The organism is Streptomyces sp. NPDC006197 (genome assembly GCF_040613865.1).
GTDB lineage: Bacteria > Actinomycetota > Actinomycetes > Streptomycetales > Streptomycetaceae > Streptomyces.
Genome location: NZ_JBEXSZ010000039.1, coordinates 38900 through 55167 on the forward strand (window position 1 = coordinate 38900; position 16268 = coordinate 55167).

The window sequence follows — 16268 nt, forward strand, 5'->3', positions numbered from 1 at the left end:
CGCTTGTGTAAGACGAGTGTCTAGTGACCGGGTACGAGAGGCGTGCGTCAGATCAGGTTGACCGAGCGGGCCGAGGCCGCGCCGATCTCCTCCGCGATCTCCGCGAGCACCGGGGCCGGCAGCGTGTCGTCGACGGTGAGCACGACGAGCGCCTCGCCGCCCTCCTCCGCGCGGGAGACCTGCATGCCGGCGATGTTCAGACCGGCCTCGCCGAGGATCCGGCCGACCGTGCCGACGACGCCCGGGCGGTCCTCGTAGCGCAGCACGACCATGTGGTCCGCGAGCGCGAGGTCCACGTCGTAGTCGCCGACCGCGACGATCTTCTGCAGGTGCTTCGGGCCCGCGAGCGTGCCGGAGACCGAGATCTCCTGGCCGTCGGAGAGCGTGCCGCGCACGGTGACCATGTTGCGGTGGTCGGGCGACTCGGAGCTCGTCGTCAGACGCACCTCGACACCGCGCTCCTGCGCGAACAGCGGGGCGTTGACGTACGACACGGTCTCGTCGACCACGTCCTCGAACACGCCCTTGAGCGCCGAGAGTTCGAGCACCTTCACGTCGTGCTGGGTGATCTCGCCGTAGACCTCGACGTCGAGGCGGGCCGCGACCTCGCCCGCGAGCGCGGTGAAGATCCGGCCGAGCTTCTCGGCGAGCGGCAGACCCGGCTTCACGTCCTCCGCGATGACACCGCCCTGGACGTTGACCGCGTCCGGGACCAGCTCGCCCGCGAGCGCCAGGCGCACCGACCTGGCGACCGCGATGCCGGCCTTCTCCTGGGCCTCGTCCGTGGAGGCGCCGAGGTGCGGGGTGCAGACGACCTGGTCGAGCTCGAAGAGCGGGGAGTCCGTGCAGGGCTCCTTCGCGTACACGTCGAGGCCCGCGCCGGCGACCCGGCCCTCCTTGATCGCCGAGTACAGCGCGGCCTCGTCCACGATCCCGCCGCGCGCGGCGTTGACGATGCGGACGGAGGGCTTGACCTTGTGCAGCGCCTCGTCGCCGATGAGACCGATGGTCTCCGGGGTCTTCGGCAGGTGGACGGTGATGAAGTCGGCGACCTCCAGGAGCTCGTCCAGGGCCAGCAGCTTCACCCCCATCTGGGCGGCGCGGGCCGGCTGCACGTAGGGGTCGTACGCGACGATCTTCATGCCGAAGGCGGACATGCGCTGGGCGACCAGGACGCCGATGCGGCCGAGGCCGACGACACCGAGGGTCTTCTCGCTGAGCTCGACGCCCGTGTACTTCGAGCGCTTCCACTCGCCGTTCTTGAGCGCGGTGTTGGCCTGCGGGATGTTGCGCGCGGTGGCGACGAGCAGGCCGCAGGCGAGCTCGGCCGCGGTCACGATGTTCGACGTGGGGGCGTTCACGACCATCACGCCGGCCTTGGTGGCGGCGGAGACGTCGACGTTGTCCAGTCCGACACCGGCGCGGGCGACGACCCGCAGCTTCTCGGCGGCGGCGATGGCCTCGGCGTCGACCTTGGTCGCGGAGCGGACCAGGATCGCGTCCACATCGGCGATGGCGGGGATCAGCTCGGCCCGGTCGGCGCCGTTGCAGTGCCGGATCTCGAAGTCCGGTCCCAGGGCGTCGACGGTGGCGGGCGACAGCTCTTCAGCGATGAGTACGACAGGTTTCGAGCTCACGTGAGTCCTCACAGGTCCAGTGCGGACGGCCGTCCCGACGGCCGCAGGCGGTGGAGGGGGCTTGCCGCGTGAAAGCGCACGACGCTGTGGGCCTGACGCGTATGTTGTTGAGAAGTGTAGTGGTGCACCGGCGCACTTCATGCGCCTCGTTGGAAGGATCACCCGTCCGTGGTTGGACGGGGTGTCCAACGATGCGGGAAGGGGCCGGACGGTGTGTCCGGCCCCCACCCGGAAGGCTTACGCCTCCTCGTCGTTCACCCAGCTCATGAGCTTGCGCAGCTCCTTGCCGGTGGTCTCCAGGAGGTGGTTGGCGTCCTGGGTCTTGTACTCGTTGTACTTCTTCAGACCGCCGTGGTACTCGGCCATCCACTCCTTGGCGAAGGTGCCGTCCTGGATCTCCGCGAGGACCTTCTTCATCTCGGCCTTGGTGGCGTCGGTGATGATCCGCGGGCCGGTGACGTAGTCGCCCCACTCGGCGGTCTCGGAGACCGACCAGCGCATCTTCTCCAGGCCGCCCTCGTACATGAGGTCGACGATGAGCTTCAGCTCGTGCAGGCACTCGAAGTAGGCGATCTCCGGCTGGTAGCCGGCCTCGGTCAGGGTCTCGAAGCCCGCCTTGACCAGAGCCGCGGTGCCACCGCAGAGGACGGCCTGCTCGCCGAAGAGGTCGGTCTCGGTCTCCTCGGTGAAGGTCGTCTTGATGACGCCGGCACGGGTGCCGCCGATGCCCTTGGCGTACGACAGGGCCAGCGCGAAGGCGTTGCCGGTGGCGTCCTGCTCGACGGCCGCGATGCACGGGACGCCGCGGCCCTCCTCGTACTGACGGCGGACCAGGTGGCCCGGGCCCTTCGGGGCGACCAGGGCGACGTCGATGCCCTCGGGCACCTTGATGAAGCCGTAGCGGACGTTCAGGCCGTGGCCGAAGAAGAGCGCGTCGCCCTCCTTCAGGTGGTCCTTGATGGACTCCTCGTAGACCTGGGCCTGGATCGGGTCCGGCGTCAGGATCATGATGAGGTCGGCCTCTTCCGCCGCCTGGGCGACGGAGACGACCCGCAGGCCCTGCTCCTCGGCCTTGGCCTTGGACTTCGAGCCCTCCTGCAGACCGACGCGGACGTCGACACCGGAGTCACGGAGCGACAGCGCGTGGGCGTGGCCCTGGCTGCCGTAACCGATCACCGCGACCTTGCGGCCCTGGATGATGGACAGGTCGGCGTCGTCGTCGTAGAACAGCTCGGCCACTGGATTCTCCTTGAGGTGCTGGTGTTGCGTCCCACCGTACGGCGGGGAGCGGGAGGAAAGTTTTCGGGTCTCGTCAGTCGGACCGCCGGTCGGACCGGCGGTCTCGCGCGGTTGACGTCAGGCGCTGCGGTCGAGGGCCCGCAGGGACCGGTCCGTGATGGACCGGGCACCACGCCCTATGGCGATCGTGCCGGACTGCACGAGCTCCTTGACGCCGAACTGCTCCAGCATCTTGAGCATGGCGTCGAGCTTGTCACTCGAACCGGTGGCCTCGATGGTGACCGCCTCGGGCGAGACGTCCACGGTCTTGGCGCGGAACAGCTGCACGATCTCGACGATCTGGGAGCGGGTCTCGTTGTCGGCGCGGACCTTCACCAGGACGAGCTCGCGCTGGATCGCGGCGCTGGGCTCGAGTTCGACGATCTTCAGGACGTTGACCAGCTTGTTGAGCTGCTTGGTCACCTGCTCCAGGGGCAGGTCCTCGACATTGACCACGATGGTGATGCGGGAGATGTCGGGGTGCTCGGTGACGCCCACGGCGAGCGAGTCGATGTTGAAGCCGCGGCGGGAGAACAGGGCGGCGATCCGGGCGAGGATGCCGGGCGTGTTCTCGACGAGAACGGAGAGCGTGTGCTTGGTGGACATGTCTGGGTCTCTTCCTTTTCGCTCTGCGCGCTCAGTCGTCTTCGCCGTCGCCGAAGTCGGGGCGGACGCCCCGCGCGGCCATGACCTCGTCGTTCGAGGTGCCGGCGGCGACCATCGGCCAGACCTGCGCGTCCTCGTGGACGATGAAGTCGATCACGACCGGACGGTCGTTGATCGCGTTGGCCTCGGCGATGACCTTGTCCAGGTCGGCCGGGTCCTCACAGCGCAGGGCGACGCAGCCCATCGCCTCGGAGAGCTTGACGAAGTCCGGGACGCGCGTGCCCTTGTTCGCCTGGATGTCGTCCGGGCCGGAGTGCAGGACCGTGTTGGAGTAGCGCTGGTTGTAGAACAGCGTCTGCCACTGCCGCACCATGCCCAGGGCGCCGTTGTTGATGATGGCGACCTTGATCGGGATGTTGTTCAGGGCGCAGGTGACCAGCTCCTGGTTGGTCATCTGGAAGCAGCCGTCACCGTCGACCGCCCAGACCGTGCGGTCGGGCATGCCGGCCTTGGCGCCCATCGCCGCCGGGACCGCGTAACCCATGGTCCCCGCGCCGCCGGAGTTCAGCCAGGTGGCCGGCTGCTCGTAGTTGATGAAGTGCGCGGCCCACATCTGGTGCTGGCCCACGCCGGCGGCGAAGATCGTGCCCTCGGGGGCGAGCTGGCCGATGCGCTGGATGACCTGCTGCGGCGACAGCGAACCGTCCTCCGGCAGGTCGTAGCCGAGCGGGTAGGTCTCGCGCCAGCGGCTCAGGTCCGACCACCAGGCGGTGTAGTCGCCCTTGTTGCCCTCGCTGTGCTCGGCCTGGACGGCCTGGACCAGGTCGGCGATGACCTCGCGGGCGTCACCGACGATCGGGACGTCGGCGGCGCGGTTCTTGCCGATCTCGGCCGGGTCGATGTCCGCGTGGACGATCTTGGCGTACGGGGCGAAGCTGTCGAGCCTGCCGGTGACGCGGTCGTCGAAGCGGGCGCCGAGGGCGACGATCAGGTCGGCCTTCTGCAGCGCGGTGACGGCGGTGACGGCACCGTGCATGCCCGGCATGCCGACGTGCAGCGGGTGCGAGTCGGGGAAGGCGCCCAGCGCCATCAGGGTGGTGGTGACCGGGGCGCCGGTCAGCTCGGCGAGGATCTTCAGCTCGGCGGTGGCGCCGGCCTTGATGACGCCGCCGCCGACGTACAGGACCGGCCGCTTGGCGGCGGTGATCAGCTTCGCGGCCTCGCGGATCTGCTTGGCGTGCGGCTTGGTCACCGGGCGGTAGCCGGGCAGGTCGGTGTGCGGCGGCCAGCTGAAGGTGGTCTTCGCCTGCAGCGCGTCCTTGGCGATGTCGACCAGGACCGGGCCCGGGCGGCCGGTGGAGGCGATGTGGAAGGCCTCGGCGATCGTCCGCGGGATGTCCTCGGCCTTGGTGACGAGGAAGTTGTGCTTGGTGATCGGCATCGTGATGCCGCAGATGTCCGCCTCCTGGAAGGCGTCCGTGCCGATCGCCTTCGAGGCGACCTGGCCGGTGATCGCGACGAGCGGGACCGAGTCCATGTGCGCGTCGGCGATGGGGGTGACCAGGTTGGTCGCGCCGGGGCCGGAGGTCGCCATGCAGACGCCGACCTTGCCGGTCGCCTGGGCGTAACCGGTGGCGGCGTGGCCCGCCCCCTGCTCGTGGCGGACGAGGATGTGACGCACCCGCTGCGAGTCCATCATCGGGTCGTAGGCGGGGAGGATCGCGCCGCCGGGGATGCCGAAGACGGTGTCGGCGCCCACTTCCTCGAGAGAACGGATGAGGGACTGCGCACCCGTGACGTGCTCGACGGTGGTGGCGGGCGTCGCGCCGTTACGGGGCCGCGGCTGCGGATGGTGCCCGGTGGCCTGCTCGGTCATCAGCATCTCTTCTCGAGGCAGAGGGTTTTTGCGAGGTGTTTTGCGGGGTTTTGCTGCGTTTTTGGGATGAGCCGGTGCAACAAAAAACCCCTCGTGCCGTGAGGCAAGCGAGGGGAGCGCGTCGGGTGCGTTCTCAGCGGGGCCTACAGGGCCCTGCTTCAGCCGACGCGCTTTCCAAGTACGAGAATTCGGGTGCGCATGGCACTGACCCTCCCTCTCCGCCCTCGTCACTGTCAAGTGGGTGGGACAGGCGTCTCAGCATTTGGGCGAATCGGGGGACGGTTTCCGACACGGACGGGGACCGCTCCGGGCAGCGGGTACTCGTCCCGTACGAGGGCCCTGCGCAGCCGGTACTCGTCGAGCGGGCCCGAGAAGGCCATGCCCTGGGCGTGGCTGCAGCCCATCGCGCGCAGGGCGATGACCTGCTCCGGGACGTCGACGCCCTCGGCGACGGTCTGCAGGCCGAGCTCGTCGGCGATGCGCAGCACCCCGCGCGTGATCTTGCGGAGCCGGGCCGACTCGACCACGCCTTCGACGAGGCCCCGGTCCAGCTTCAGTATGTCCACGGGGAGCCTCCGCAGGGCGTTGATCGCCATGTGTCCGCTGCCGAACCCGTCGAGCGCGATCCGCACCCCGAGCCGGCGCAGCGTGATCAGGCGCTGTTCCAGCTCGTCGAGCGAGGTCCGGGGGTCGCTGTCGGCGAGCTCGACGATCAGCGAGCCGGACGGCAGCCCGTGCCGGGTGAGCAGCGACTCGATCGAGCCGAGCGGCAGCGAGCGGTCCAGGAGGCGCCGGGCGGAGAGCCGGATGGAGACGGGCGTACGGTGGCCGGTTCCCGCCCGCTCGGCGGCCTGCTTCACGGCTTCCTCCAGGAGCCAGCGGCCGAGCTCGGCGGTGCGCTCGCCGTCGTCGGTGACGCGGAGGTACTCGGCCGGGGTGAAGAGGATGCCCTGGCTGGAGCGCCAGCGCGCCTGGGCGCTGACGGCGGAGATCCGGCCGGTGGCGAGGTCGACGACCGGCTGGTGGAGCAGGGCGAACTCGCCGTCGTGGAGGGCTGTGCGCAGCCGGGCTGCCAGCTCGGTCCGCCGGACCACCTCGGCCTGCATCTGCGGGGCGTAGAGCTCGACGCGGTCCTTGCCGGCGGCCTTGGCGCGGTACATGGCCAGGTCGGCGTTGCGCAGCAGGTCGCCGGCCTCCATGCCGGGTTCGGCGAAGGCGACGCCGATGGAGGCGGCGACCCGCACCTCGTTGCCCCCGTCGACGCGGTAGGGCTGGGAGAGGGTGAGCCGGAGCCGGTCGGCGATCTCCTGGACCTGGTTGCGGCGGGCCGTCCGGTCGCGGCCGCCGTCGCCGAGGATGAGGGCGGCGAACTCGTCGCCGCCGAGCCGGGCGGCGGTGTCCCCGGCCCGTACGGAGTCGTGGAGGCGGCGCGCGGCCTGGACGAGGAGGTCGTCCCCGGCCTGGTGGCCGAGGCGGTCGTTGACCCCCTTGAAGCCGTCGAGGTCGATGAAGAGCACGGCGGCGCCGGGGTCGGAGGAGCGGCGGCCGCCGAGCGCCTGGCGGACCCGGCGGGTGAACAGGGCCCGGTTGGGCAGGTCGGTGAGCGGGTCGTGCTCGGCGTTGTGCTGGAGCTGGGCCTGGAGGCGGACCCGTTCGGTGACGTCCCGGCTGTTGAAGATCAGGCCGCCCTGGTGCCGGTTGACGGTCGACTCGACGTTGAGCCAGTCGCCGCGGCCCGAGCGGAAGCGGCACTCGATGCGGGTGGTGGGCTCCTCGGCCGGCGAGGCGGCCAGGAAGCGCCGCACCTCGTGGACGACGGCTCCGAGGTCCTCGGGGTGGATGAGGGAGGCGAGCTCGGAGCCGATGAGCTCGTCGGCGTCGCGTCCGTACACGCCGGAGGCGGCCGGGCTGACGTAGCGGAGCGTCCCGGTGGGCGCGGCGATCATGATGACGTCGCTGGAGCCCTGCACGAGTGACCTGAAGTGGTTCTCCTTCTGGGCCAGTTCGTGGGTGAGGGCGATGTTGTCGAGGAGCATGATGCCCTGCCGTACGACGAGGGCGAGGACGACCGTGCAGCCGGTGAGGACGACGACGCGGTCGACCCGGCGTCCCTCGACGACGTTGTAGAGGATGCCGAGGGTGCAGACCGCCGCGGCGAGGTACGGGGTGAGGGCGGCGAGCGAGCCGGCGAGCGGGCGGCTGTGGAGCCACGGGCCGCGCGCGGCGGCCGCGGCGTCCGGCGGGCGGCGCACCCCCCAGGGGGCGTAGGCGAGCAGCAGCGAGCCGGCGAACCAGCCGGCGTCGAGGAGCTGGCCGGAGGCGTAGTTCTCGCGGAGCAGGGGCGAGGTGAACAGGGCGTCGCACAGCACGGTCAGGGCGAGCGCGGCGATCGCGGTGTTCGTCGCGGAGCGGTTCGCCTGCGAGCGCCGGAAGTGCAGGACGAGGACCATGCTGACGAGCACGATGTCGAGCAGCGGGTACGCGAGGGACAGCGCGGCCTGGGCGACGGACTCGCCCTCGAAGTGCGCGGTGCGGGCGAGGGCGAGGCTCCAGGAGAGCGTGAGCAGGGAGCCGCCGATGAGCCAGGCGTCGAGCCCCAGGCACACCCAGCCGGCCCGGGTGACGGGCTTCTTGGCGAGGACGAGGAGGCCCACGACGGCGGGCGGCGCGAAGAGTAAGAAGCAGAGGTCGGCGACGGAGGAGTCCGGCACGTCGGTGCGGAGCACGACCTCGTACCAGCCCCATACGGCGTTTCCCGCGGCTGCCATAAAGGAGGAGAACGCGAAGAGCAGCCAGGCCGGGCGGGCGCCGTCGTGGTGCGCGCGCCCGTAGAGGAAGCAGGAGACGGCGGCGGTGAAGGCGGCGGCGCTGAGCCCGAAGTCGCCCATGAAGAGCGCCAGTCGGGGGGAGCCCCAGCCGAGGGAGGCGCCGGTGGTGTAGCCCGCGCAGACGAGTCCGAGGGCGATCTGGGCGACGGCCCCGCCGAGGCGGGGGCGCTCGGGGTCCGGGTGGCCGGAGCCTCCGCCGACGGGGCGGCGCGTGATGACCGCCCCGGGCGCGCTCACGGGATCCTCCGGTGCCGCGCCGCCGCACCCGGCCGCGTCGTGCGGCCGCGCCGCCGGTTCGCCGACACCCCCGGGGGCGTGCCCGTCACAGCCGTGGGCATCGGGGCCTTGGACCTCGCGGTCGCGGGCCTCAAGGTCGTGGGCCTCGCGATCGTGGGCCTCAAGGTCGTGGGCCTCGCGATCGCGGGCGGCGAGGTCGGGGGGCTCAAGGTCGCGGGCCTCGCGGGCGTAGGCCTCGCGATCGTGGGCCTCAAGGTCGCGGGCCTCGCGGTCGGGGGCGTCCCGTCCGGTGTCCCGCGGCGTGGTGGCGCGTGACACCCGGTCCGGCGCCGCCTGGTCCGGCACCGAGTGCGCGAGGCCTCCGGCGAGGCGTGGAAGGCTCGCCGGCAGCGGCGTCGCCGCGTCGGATCGTCGGTCCTCCGGCCGTGCTTCACCCGTCGCCCCCCTCGGAATCTGATGACCCGTCACTTCGCTCCCCAGCGTCAGCCCGTACTCGACGCAGTCCCCCGCCACGGGACGATACACCAGGACCGTCACTCAGGGACAGGGGTGCAGTACTCTCCGTGACGATCACGGAGCTTGCACGCGGTGCGTGTCGGGGCGCACGTCACCCGGCCGGCCGAACGCGATCCCCCGGTCAGCCGGTGGTGAGGAGGACGTTGGCCAGCTCCTCGCCCGCCGCGAACCGCCGCAACTGTCCCGCGATGAGCCGCTTCGCCCTCGGCATGAAGGCCGAAGTGGAACCTCCCACATGGGGACTGATCAGGACACCGGGAGCGTGCCACAGAGGGTGTCCGGCCGGCAGCGGTTCGGGGTCGGTGACGTCGAGCGCCGCCGTGATCCTGCCGCTCTCGACCTCCTTGAGCAGCGCGTTCGTGTCGACGACCGGGCCTCGGGCGACGTTCACGAGGAGCGCCCCGTCCTTCATCCGCCCCAGGAACCCGGCGTCGGCGAGATGCGTGGTCGCGGGCGTGAGCGGAGTGGAGAGCACGACCACGTCCGCCTCCGGCAGCAGCGCCGGCAGGTCCGCCAGGGCGTGCACCGGGCCGCGCTCTGTGGTGCGCGCGGAGCGTGCGACGCGCGCCACCCGCGCGCACTCGAAGGGCGCGAGCCGGTTCTCGATGGCGGCGCCGATCGATCCGTACCCGACGATCAGGAGGGACTTGTCGGCGAGCGCCGGGTAGAAGCCGGCGCGCCACTCCTCGGCGTCCTGGCCGCGCACGAATCCCGGGATGCCCCGCAGCGAGGCGAGGATCAGGGCGAGCGTCAGCTCGGCGGTGCTGGCCTCGTGGACGCCCTTCGCGTTGCAGAGGGCGACCCCGGGCCGCAGCGAGCCGATGCCCGGCGTGACGTGGTCGATGCCCGCGGACAGGGTCTGCACGACCCGGAGGGAGGTCATCCCGGCCAGCGGCCGTACGGCGATCTCCGAGCCCTTCATGTACGGGACGACGTAGAACACGCAGCGCGCCGGGTCGGCGGGGAACTCGGGACCGCCGTCCCAGAAGCGGTAGTTCAGGCCCGGCCCGTCCGGTGCGGGGAGCCCCTCGATCTCGTCCGCCGGAACGGGAAGCCACACGTCAGCGGTCGTGTCTTCGAATCTCATGACCGGGAGGCTATGCGAAGAATCCGGCGCGTCATTGGTTACTTTGGGGGACGGCACAGGGAGGGGTACCGGCAGGTGGAGCGCAGGACTATCGGGGCGACGGCGCTCGACGTGGGTGCGATCGGCCTGGGGTGCATGCCGATGAGCTGGGCGTACAGCCGTTCGCAGCAGCGGGGGGACCGCTCCCTGCGGACCGTGCACGCGGCGCTCGACGCCGGGGTGAGCCTGCTCGACACCGCCGACATGTACGGTCCGTTCACCAACGAGCTCCTTGTGGGGCGGGTGTTGAAGGAGCGGCGCTCCGAGGCCTTCGTCTCGACGAAGTGCGGACTGCTCGTCGGCGACCAGCACGTGGTCGCCAACGGCAGGCCGGGGTACGTGCGCCGGGCCTGCGACGCCTCGCTGCGGCGGCTCCAGACCGATGTGATCGACCTCTACCAGCTGCACCGGGCGGATCCCGAGGTGCCGGTCGAGGAGACCTGGGGCGCCATGGCCGAGCTGGTGTCGGCGGGCAAGGTGCGGGCGCTCGGCCTCTGCGCCGTCGGGGCGCGGGCGGTCCGGCGCGGAGCCGATCTGCATGAGGGAACGATCCGTCAACTGGAGCGGATCCAGCAGGTCTTCCCGGTCGCGGCGGTGGAGGCGGAGCTCTCGGTGTGGTCGCAGGAGGCGCTGGTGCGGCTCCTGCCCTGGTGCGCGGCGCGCGGGGTCGGCTTCCTGGCGGCGATGCCGCTGGGCAACGGCTTCCTGACCGGGACGCTGACTCCGGGCGGCGGCTTCGAGCGGGACGACCCGCGGGCCCGGCACCCCCGGTTCACGGCCGAGATGATGGCGGCGAACCAGCCCATCGTGGCGGGGCTGCGCCGGGTGGCCGCGCGGCACGGCGCTGAGGTCACGCCCGCGCAGGTGGCGCTCGCGTGGGTGCTGGGCCTCGGGCGGCACGTCGTGCCGGTGCCGGGGGCGAAGCGGGAGCGGTGGGTGGTGGAGAACGCCCGTGCGGCCGCGCTGCGGCTGACGGCGGAGGACCTGGCGGAGATCGCGGCGCTCCCGGCACCGCGCGGGTCCTGGGACTGAGCGCGCCGCGGGGGCCTAGGGGGTGTCTTGCCGATCAGGCCGGATCAGGGAGCGGTGTCTGGTGCCGTGGATCGCAAGGCGGAGGAGGGAGGCAACGCGGAGCGTTGTCGACTGACGACAACGCGGCGAGGCGCGGTGCCAGACACCGCGAGCCCGGCCTGATCGGCAAGACACCCCCTAGGGCGTGTCGGCAAAGGCCCCGCGAGGACGGGCCCGGTGGTCGGGAACCTGATCGGGTGAGCGGTGTATCAAGGGTGTAGGGAGACCGCTCGACTCGTCGAAGGGGGACCGGCCCATGCGCCGTCCTGTCGTGCAGAAGGCCCTGTGGGGCGCCGCCGTGCTGGTGCTCGTGGCCGGCTGCTCCTCCGGAGGGACCGGGGAGCGGCCGGACTCGGCTCCACCGACATCGACCCCGCCGTCCGTCTCCGCGTCCGCGCGCCCCTCCACGGCCGCTTCCCCGTCCGCCGCCGGCCGGGTGTCCGTGGCGGGCACGCTCACCCAGGGGCTGAAGTCGCCCTGGGGGCTCGCGGAACTGCCCGGCGGGGACCTCCTCGTCTCCTCGCGGGACGAGCGGACGATCACCCGGGTCGACGGGCGGACCGGCGCGAAGACCCAGCTCGGCGAGGTGCCCGGGGTGGTGCCGGGCGGTGAGGGCGGACTGCTGGGGCTCGCGGTCCGGGACGGCTGGGTGTACGCGTATCTGACGGCCGCCTCGGACAACCGCGTCGTGCGCATGCGGTACGGCGGCGGGGCGGGCGACCGGCTCGGTCCGCCGGATCCGGTGCTCACCGGCATCCCGAAGGGCTTCGTGCACAACGGCGGACGGATCGCGTTCGGGCCGGACGGGATGCTGTACGCGGGGACGGGCGAGACGGGCCGGACCGGTCTGGCCCAGGACCGGTCGTCGCTGGGCGGGAAGATCCTGCGGATGACGCCGGAGGGCCGCCCCGCGCCGGGCAATCCCTTCCCCGGCTCGGTGGTCTACTCGTACGGCCACCGCAACGTGCAGGGGCTCGCCTGGGATCCGGAGGGCCGGCTGTGGGCGGCCGAGTTCGGGCAGAACACCTGGGACGAGCTGAATCTGGTGCAGCCGGGGCGGAACTACGGCTGGCCCGAGGCCGAGGGGCGGGCCGGGCGGGCCGGGTTCGTGGACCCGGTGGCCCAGTGGCCGACCTCGGAGGCGTCCCCGAGCGGCATCGCGTACGCGCGGGGCGCGATCTGGATGGCCGGGCTCAGGGGCGAGCGGCTGTGGCGGATCCCGCTCTCCGGGGCGGAACGATCCGGGGAGCCCGAGGCGTTCCTGAAGGGTGAGTACGGGCGCCTGCGGACGGTCCTCGCGGCGGGCGGCGACCGGCTCTGGCTGGTGACCAGCGAGACCGACACCCGGGGGACGCCCGGGCCCGGGGACGACCGGATCCTCCGGCTGGAGGTGAGGTGAGGAGGCGGTGGTCGTGTTCGGCGGACTGGACGAGTTCTTCGCGCCCTCGCGCAGGCACATCGAGGAGGAGCGGCGCAGGGAGGCCCTGACCAGGGAGGACCCGGGAGACGCGGACCCCGCGCGCGGTCCGGTGGACCTGGCCTCGGGCCGGGTGACGATACGCCTCCCCCGCCCGCCGGAGATCTCCGGCGCGGCGGGGGACGCGGCTTCGGACGCGGGATCAGAGGGGCGTGTCGAGGAGGTGCAGGCGGTGGGCCAGGGCGGCGGCCTCGCCGCGGCCGGCGACGCCGAGCTTGGCGAGGATGTTGGAGACGTGGACGCTGGCCGTCTTCGGTGAGATGAACAGCTCCTCGGCGATCTGGCGGTTGGTGCGGCCGGCCGCGACCAGCCGGAGCACGTCCTGCTCCCGGGGCGTCAGGCCGAAGCTGTCGTCCCCGGGCTCCGCCGGGGCCGGGGCCTGCTTCTCGGGGGCGAGGGAGAGGCGGGCGCGGGCGGCGAGGAGTTCCACGTCCTCGCGGAGCGGCCGGGCGCCGAGGCGGACGGCGGTGGCGTGGGCCTCGCGGAGCAGGGCCGCCGCCTCCTCCCGTCGGCCGCCCTCGACGAGCAGGGCGTCCGCGAGGCGCCGACGGGCGCGGGCCAGCTCGTAAGGGCGTTCGAGGGGCTCGTAGGCGGCGACGACCTCGGCCCAGCGGGCGGCGGTCTCGCGGCCCTCGGCGCGGGCGAGCTCCTCGGAGACCTGACGGGAGCAGGCCTCCCAGACCGGGGCCGGGGCGGCGAGCTCGCGGACGCAGCGGCGGACCAGGGCGAGCGCCTCGGCGCGGCCCTCCTCGGCGGCGGGCAGTCCCCGGCTGTCGGCCTCGGCGGTGACGGCGGTGAGGACGAGAGGCCAGCCGTAGCGGTGGGTGCCGGGCGGGAAGCCGGTCTCCGCGGTGGCGGCGAGCTGGTCCCGTACGTCCGCGAGGCGTCCCTCGGCGGCGGCGATGGCGATCGCGACCTGCGCCATGGGCAGGGTGTACTGCGGGATCGGGTCGCGGGTGCCGTAGCGCGTGCGGGCCTCGGCGAGATGCTCGGCGGCCCTGGCCGGCTCGCCGCGGAAGGTGGCGAGGTGGGCGAGCTGGAGCAGGGCCGTGCCGCCCGGCTTGGTGCTGCTCGCCCCGGAGCGGAGCAGCTGCTCGGCCTCCTCCTTGCCCCGGTCCCACTCGCCGAGCGAGAGGAGCGACTCGGCGAGGTTGGCGCGGATCCAGCCCGCGCTGTCGACGAGCCCGCGGGAGCGGGCCAGTTCGATGCCGGCCACGGCGATCTCCACGGCCTCGGCGGAGCGGCCGAGCGCCTCCATGGAGGAGGAGAGGTTGATGTGGGCGCGGGTGGCCTCGTGGAACTGGCCGAGGGCGATGGTCCGTTCGCGCGCCTCGTGCATCGCGGCGAGGCCGCCCTCGGCGTCTCCGGCCGACACCAGGAGGGTGCCGAGGGTGATCCGGGCGTTCAGCTCGATCGGCTCGGCCTTGACGAACCGCGCGTACTCGACGGCGCGTTCGGCGGCGGCGAGCGCCTCGGGGCCGGGGTTGCGGAGCATGCCCCAGCCGGCCGCGCCGGCCAGGACGGTGGCGTGGACGGCGGACGGCGGGAGGCCCTTGACCAGTTCCTGGGCGCGGGCGATCTCCGGCCAGCCGTCGCCCCGGCCGAGGTTGGACTGGAGGCGGGACGTCTCCGTCCAGAACCAGGCGGCGCGCAGGGGGTCGTTCTCGTCGCCGTCGAGGATCCGGAGCGCCGTCCGGCAGATCTTCACGGCCCGCTCCCGCTCTCCGCTGAGCCGGGCGGCGACGGCGGCCTCGGCGAGCAGGTCGAGGTAGCGCAGCGAGGTGGTCTCGGGGTCGCAGCCGCAGGCGGGGTACGCGTCGGCGTAGTCGATGGGACGCAGGGACTCGCGCGTCTCGGCGGGCACCTTGTCCCACAGCTCCATGGCCCGCTCCAGGAGGCTGAGCTGCTCGGCGTAGGCGTGGCGCTTGCGGGTCTCGACGGCGGCCCGGAGGACGGTGGGCAGCGCCTTCTCCGGGGCGTGCGCGTGGTACCAGTACGTGGCGAGCCGGGTGGTCCGCTCGTGGGGACGGACGAGTCCGGGGTCGGCTTCCAGGGCTTCGGCGTAGCGCCGGTTGAGGCGGGAGCGTTCGCCGGGCAGCAGGTCGTCGCTGACGGCCTCGCGGACGAGGGAGTGGCGGAAGCGGTAGCCGTCGCCGTCGGGGACGGCGAGGAGGATGTTGGCGCCGACGGCGGCCCGCAGGGCCTCGATGAGTTCGTCCTCGGGGAGCCGGGCGACGGCGGCGAGCAGTCCGTACTCGACGGTGGAGCCGCCCTCGGCGACGATCCTGGCGACGCGCTGGGCGGCTTCGGGGAGCGTCTCGACCCGGACGAGCAGGAGGTCGCGCAGGGAGTCGCTGAGCTGGCCGACGGCGCAGCCGGCCTCGTGGGAGACGACGAGCTCCTCGACGAAGAAGGCGTTGCCGTCGGAGCGTTCGAAGACCTCTTCGACGAGTCCGGGGTCGGGCTCGGCGGCGAGGATGCCGGTGAGCTGGCGGTGCACCTCGGTGCGGGTGAAGCGGGAGAGTTCGATGCGGCGGATGGTGCGGAGCCGGTCGAGCTCGGCGAGGAGGGGGCGCAGCGGGTGGCGGCGGTGGATGTCGTCGGCGCGGTAGCTGGCGACGACCACGGTCCGGCCACTGCGCAGGGTGCGCAGGAGGTAGGTGAGCAGGTGCCGGGTGGAGGCGTCGGCCCAGTGCAGGTCCTCCAGGACGAGCACGATCGTGCGGTCGGCGGCGAGCCGTTCCAGGAGGCGCACGGTCAGTTCGAAGAGCCGGGCGGTGGAGTCCTCGTCGGAGGGCTCGTGGCTGCCGGGGTCGCCCAGTTCGGGCAGCAGGCGGGCGAGTTCGCCCTCGTGGCCGTCGGCGGCGGCGGTGAACTCGTCGGGGAGGCGGCGGTGGAGCGCGCGCAGGGCGGCGGCGAAGGGCGCGAAGGGCAGGCCGTCGGCGCCGAGTTCGACGCAGCCGCCGAGGGCGGTGACGGCGCCCCGGTCGCGGGCCGTGTCGAGGAACTCCTCGATGAGCCGGGTCTTGCCGACGCCGGCCTCGCCGCCGATGAGCAGGGCCTGGGGCTCTCCCGCGCCCGCGCGGGAGAGCGCCTCGGTGAGGGCGGTGAGTTCGCCGGCGCGACCGACGAAGACGGGGCTGACTGACCTGGTCTCCACGGCGCCGAGCATCGCACAGACTTCCGTGCCGTCGCTCATACGGGGGTCACGCGGCCCGGACGAAGCGACCGCGACCGCCGTCGGCCGTCCGCTCCTCCGCGGCGTGGCCTCCGAACCGGTGGCCGAAGAGACGCAGGCCCCGCCCGGCGCCGGCGGCATCGGCGGCCTCGCGGACCAGCCGCTGGGCGGCGGCCTCGCGGACGAGCTCGGCGTGGTTCATGCGCTGGATTTCGTACTCGAACATCGTGTGCTCCCTGGGTTTCCCGGTTTCGGTGTCGCTCTCTTGCGATGCCTCTACTTTCGTTTCCCAGGGGGTGCCGTCACATCGGGCGAGTGCCGCATGTTCGGGGTACGGGGGTCCTTAGAGGTCCTAACAGAAGCCACTGATGGTGTGACTGTCAGCTTGGATGCTCGTTGGGCCGTTCGTGGCGAAGAGGAACTCCCGGCCGTGGATCG

At 72.4% G+C, this 16268-nt stretch carries 12 protein-coding genes; 4 read left to right on the top strand and 8 right to left on the bottom strand.

Features of this window, described 5'->3' with window-relative positions:
- Positions 1 to 47: 47 nt before the first annotated feature.
- The 5 genes from serA to ABZ318_RS15210 all read right to left on the bottom strand — a co-directional run bounded on the left by serA (position 48) and on the right by ABZ318_RS15210 (position 8363).
- A complete protein-coding gene (serA, locus tag ABZ318_RS15190; protein ID WP_356902916.1) occupies positions 48 to 1637 on the bottom strand; it encodes a phosphoglycerate dehydrogenase in 1590 nt (529 codons plus the stop codon).
- 237 nt (positions 1638 to 1874) lie between these two features.
- Positions 1875 to 2876: a ketol-acid reductoisomerase gene (ilvC, locus tag ABZ318_RS15195; RefSeq protein WP_123455533.1), complete on the bottom strand. Its 1002-nt coding sequence runs from the start codon at positions 2874 to 2876 to the stop codon at positions 1875 to 1877.
- A 117-nt stretch (positions 2877 to 2993) separates the two neighbouring features.
- Positions 2994 to 3521, bottom strand: coding sequence for an acetolactate synthase small subunit (gene ilvN / locus ABZ318_RS15200; RefSeq protein ID WP_030222540.1), 528 nt, complete (start codon positions 3519 to 3521; stop codon positions 2994 to 2996).
- A 31-nt stretch (positions 3522 to 3552) separates the two neighbouring features.
- Positions 3553 to 5403: an acetolactate synthase large subunit gene (locus tag ABZ318_RS15205; RefSeq protein WP_356902917.1), complete on the bottom strand. Its 1851-nt coding sequence runs from the start codon at positions 5401 to 5403 to the stop codon at positions 3553 to 3555.
- Positions 5404 to 5630: 227 nt separating this feature from the next.
- Positions 5631 to 8363, bottom strand: a complete 2733-nt coding sequence (locus ABZ318_RS15210) for an EAL domain-containing protein (RefSeq protein ID WP_356902927.1) — start codon at positions 8361 to 8363, stop codon at positions 5631 to 5633.
- Positions 8364 to 8540: 177 nt separating this feature from the next.
- On the opposite strand from ABZ318_RS15210, the gene ABZ318_RS15215 reads away from it, so the two are divergent.
- A complete protein-coding gene (locus tag ABZ318_RS15215; protein WP_356902918.1) occupies positions 8541 to 8777 on the top strand; it encodes a hypothetical protein in 237 nt (78 codons plus the stop codon).
- Positions 8778 to 9099: 322 nt separating this feature from the next.
- Here the strand turns inward: ABZ318_RS15215 and ABZ318_RS15220 are convergent, their stop codons facing one another.
- On the bottom strand, positions 9100 to 10065 hold the full coding sequence (locus ABZ318_RS15220) for a 2-hydroxyacid dehydrogenase (RefSeq protein WP_356902919.1): 966 nt from the start codon (positions 10063 to 10065) through the stop codon (positions 9100 to 9102).
- 75 nt (positions 10066 to 10140) lie between these two features.
- Here ABZ318_RS15220 and ABZ318_RS15225 point away from each other — a divergent pair, with 75 nt between their 5' ends.
- The 3 genes from ABZ318_RS15225 to ABZ318_RS15235 all read left to right on the top strand — a co-directional run bounded on the left by ABZ318_RS15225 (position 10141) and on the right by ABZ318_RS15235 (position 12911).
- Positions 10141 to 11136 (top strand): aldo/keto reductase, encoded by a 996-nt coding sequence (locus tag ABZ318_RS15225; protein WP_356902920.1) that lies wholly within the window; start codon positions 10141 to 10143, stop codon positions 11134 to 11136.
- Positions 11137 to 11431: 295 nt separating this feature from the next.
- Positions 11432 to 12574: a PQQ-dependent sugar dehydrogenase gene (locus ABZ318_RS15230; protein ID WP_356902921.1), complete on the top strand. Its 1143-nt coding sequence runs from the start codon at positions 11432 to 11434 to the stop codon at positions 12572 to 12574.
- Between the two features lie 13 nt (positions 12575 to 12587).
- The gene (locus tag ABZ318_RS15235) at positions 12588 to 12911 is read left to right on the top strand and encodes a DUF6191 domain-containing protein (protein ID WP_356902922.1); all 324 of its coding nucleotides are present in this window, start codon (positions 12588 to 12590) and stop codon (positions 12909 to 12911) included.
- Here the strand turns inward: ABZ318_RS15235 and ABZ318_RS15240 are convergent.
- Both ABZ318_RS15240 and ABZ318_RS15245 read right to left on the bottom strand, forming a co-directional pair.
- On the bottom strand, positions 12795 to 15851 hold the full coding sequence (locus ABZ318_RS15240; RefSeq protein ID WP_356902923.1) for an AAA family ATPase: 3057 nt from the start codon (positions 15849 to 15851) through the stop codon (positions 12795 to 12797). The genes ABZ318_RS15235 and ABZ318_RS15240 overlap by 117 nt on opposite strands.
- A gap of 7 nt (positions 15852 to 15858) precedes the next feature.
- Complete coding sequence (locus tag ABZ318_RS15245; RefSeq protein WP_356902924.1) at positions 15859 to 16056, bottom strand: hypothetical protein; 198 nt, start codon at positions 16054 to 16056, stop codon at positions 15859 to 15861.
- Between the last annotated feature and the right edge of the window lie 212 nt (positions 16057 to 16268).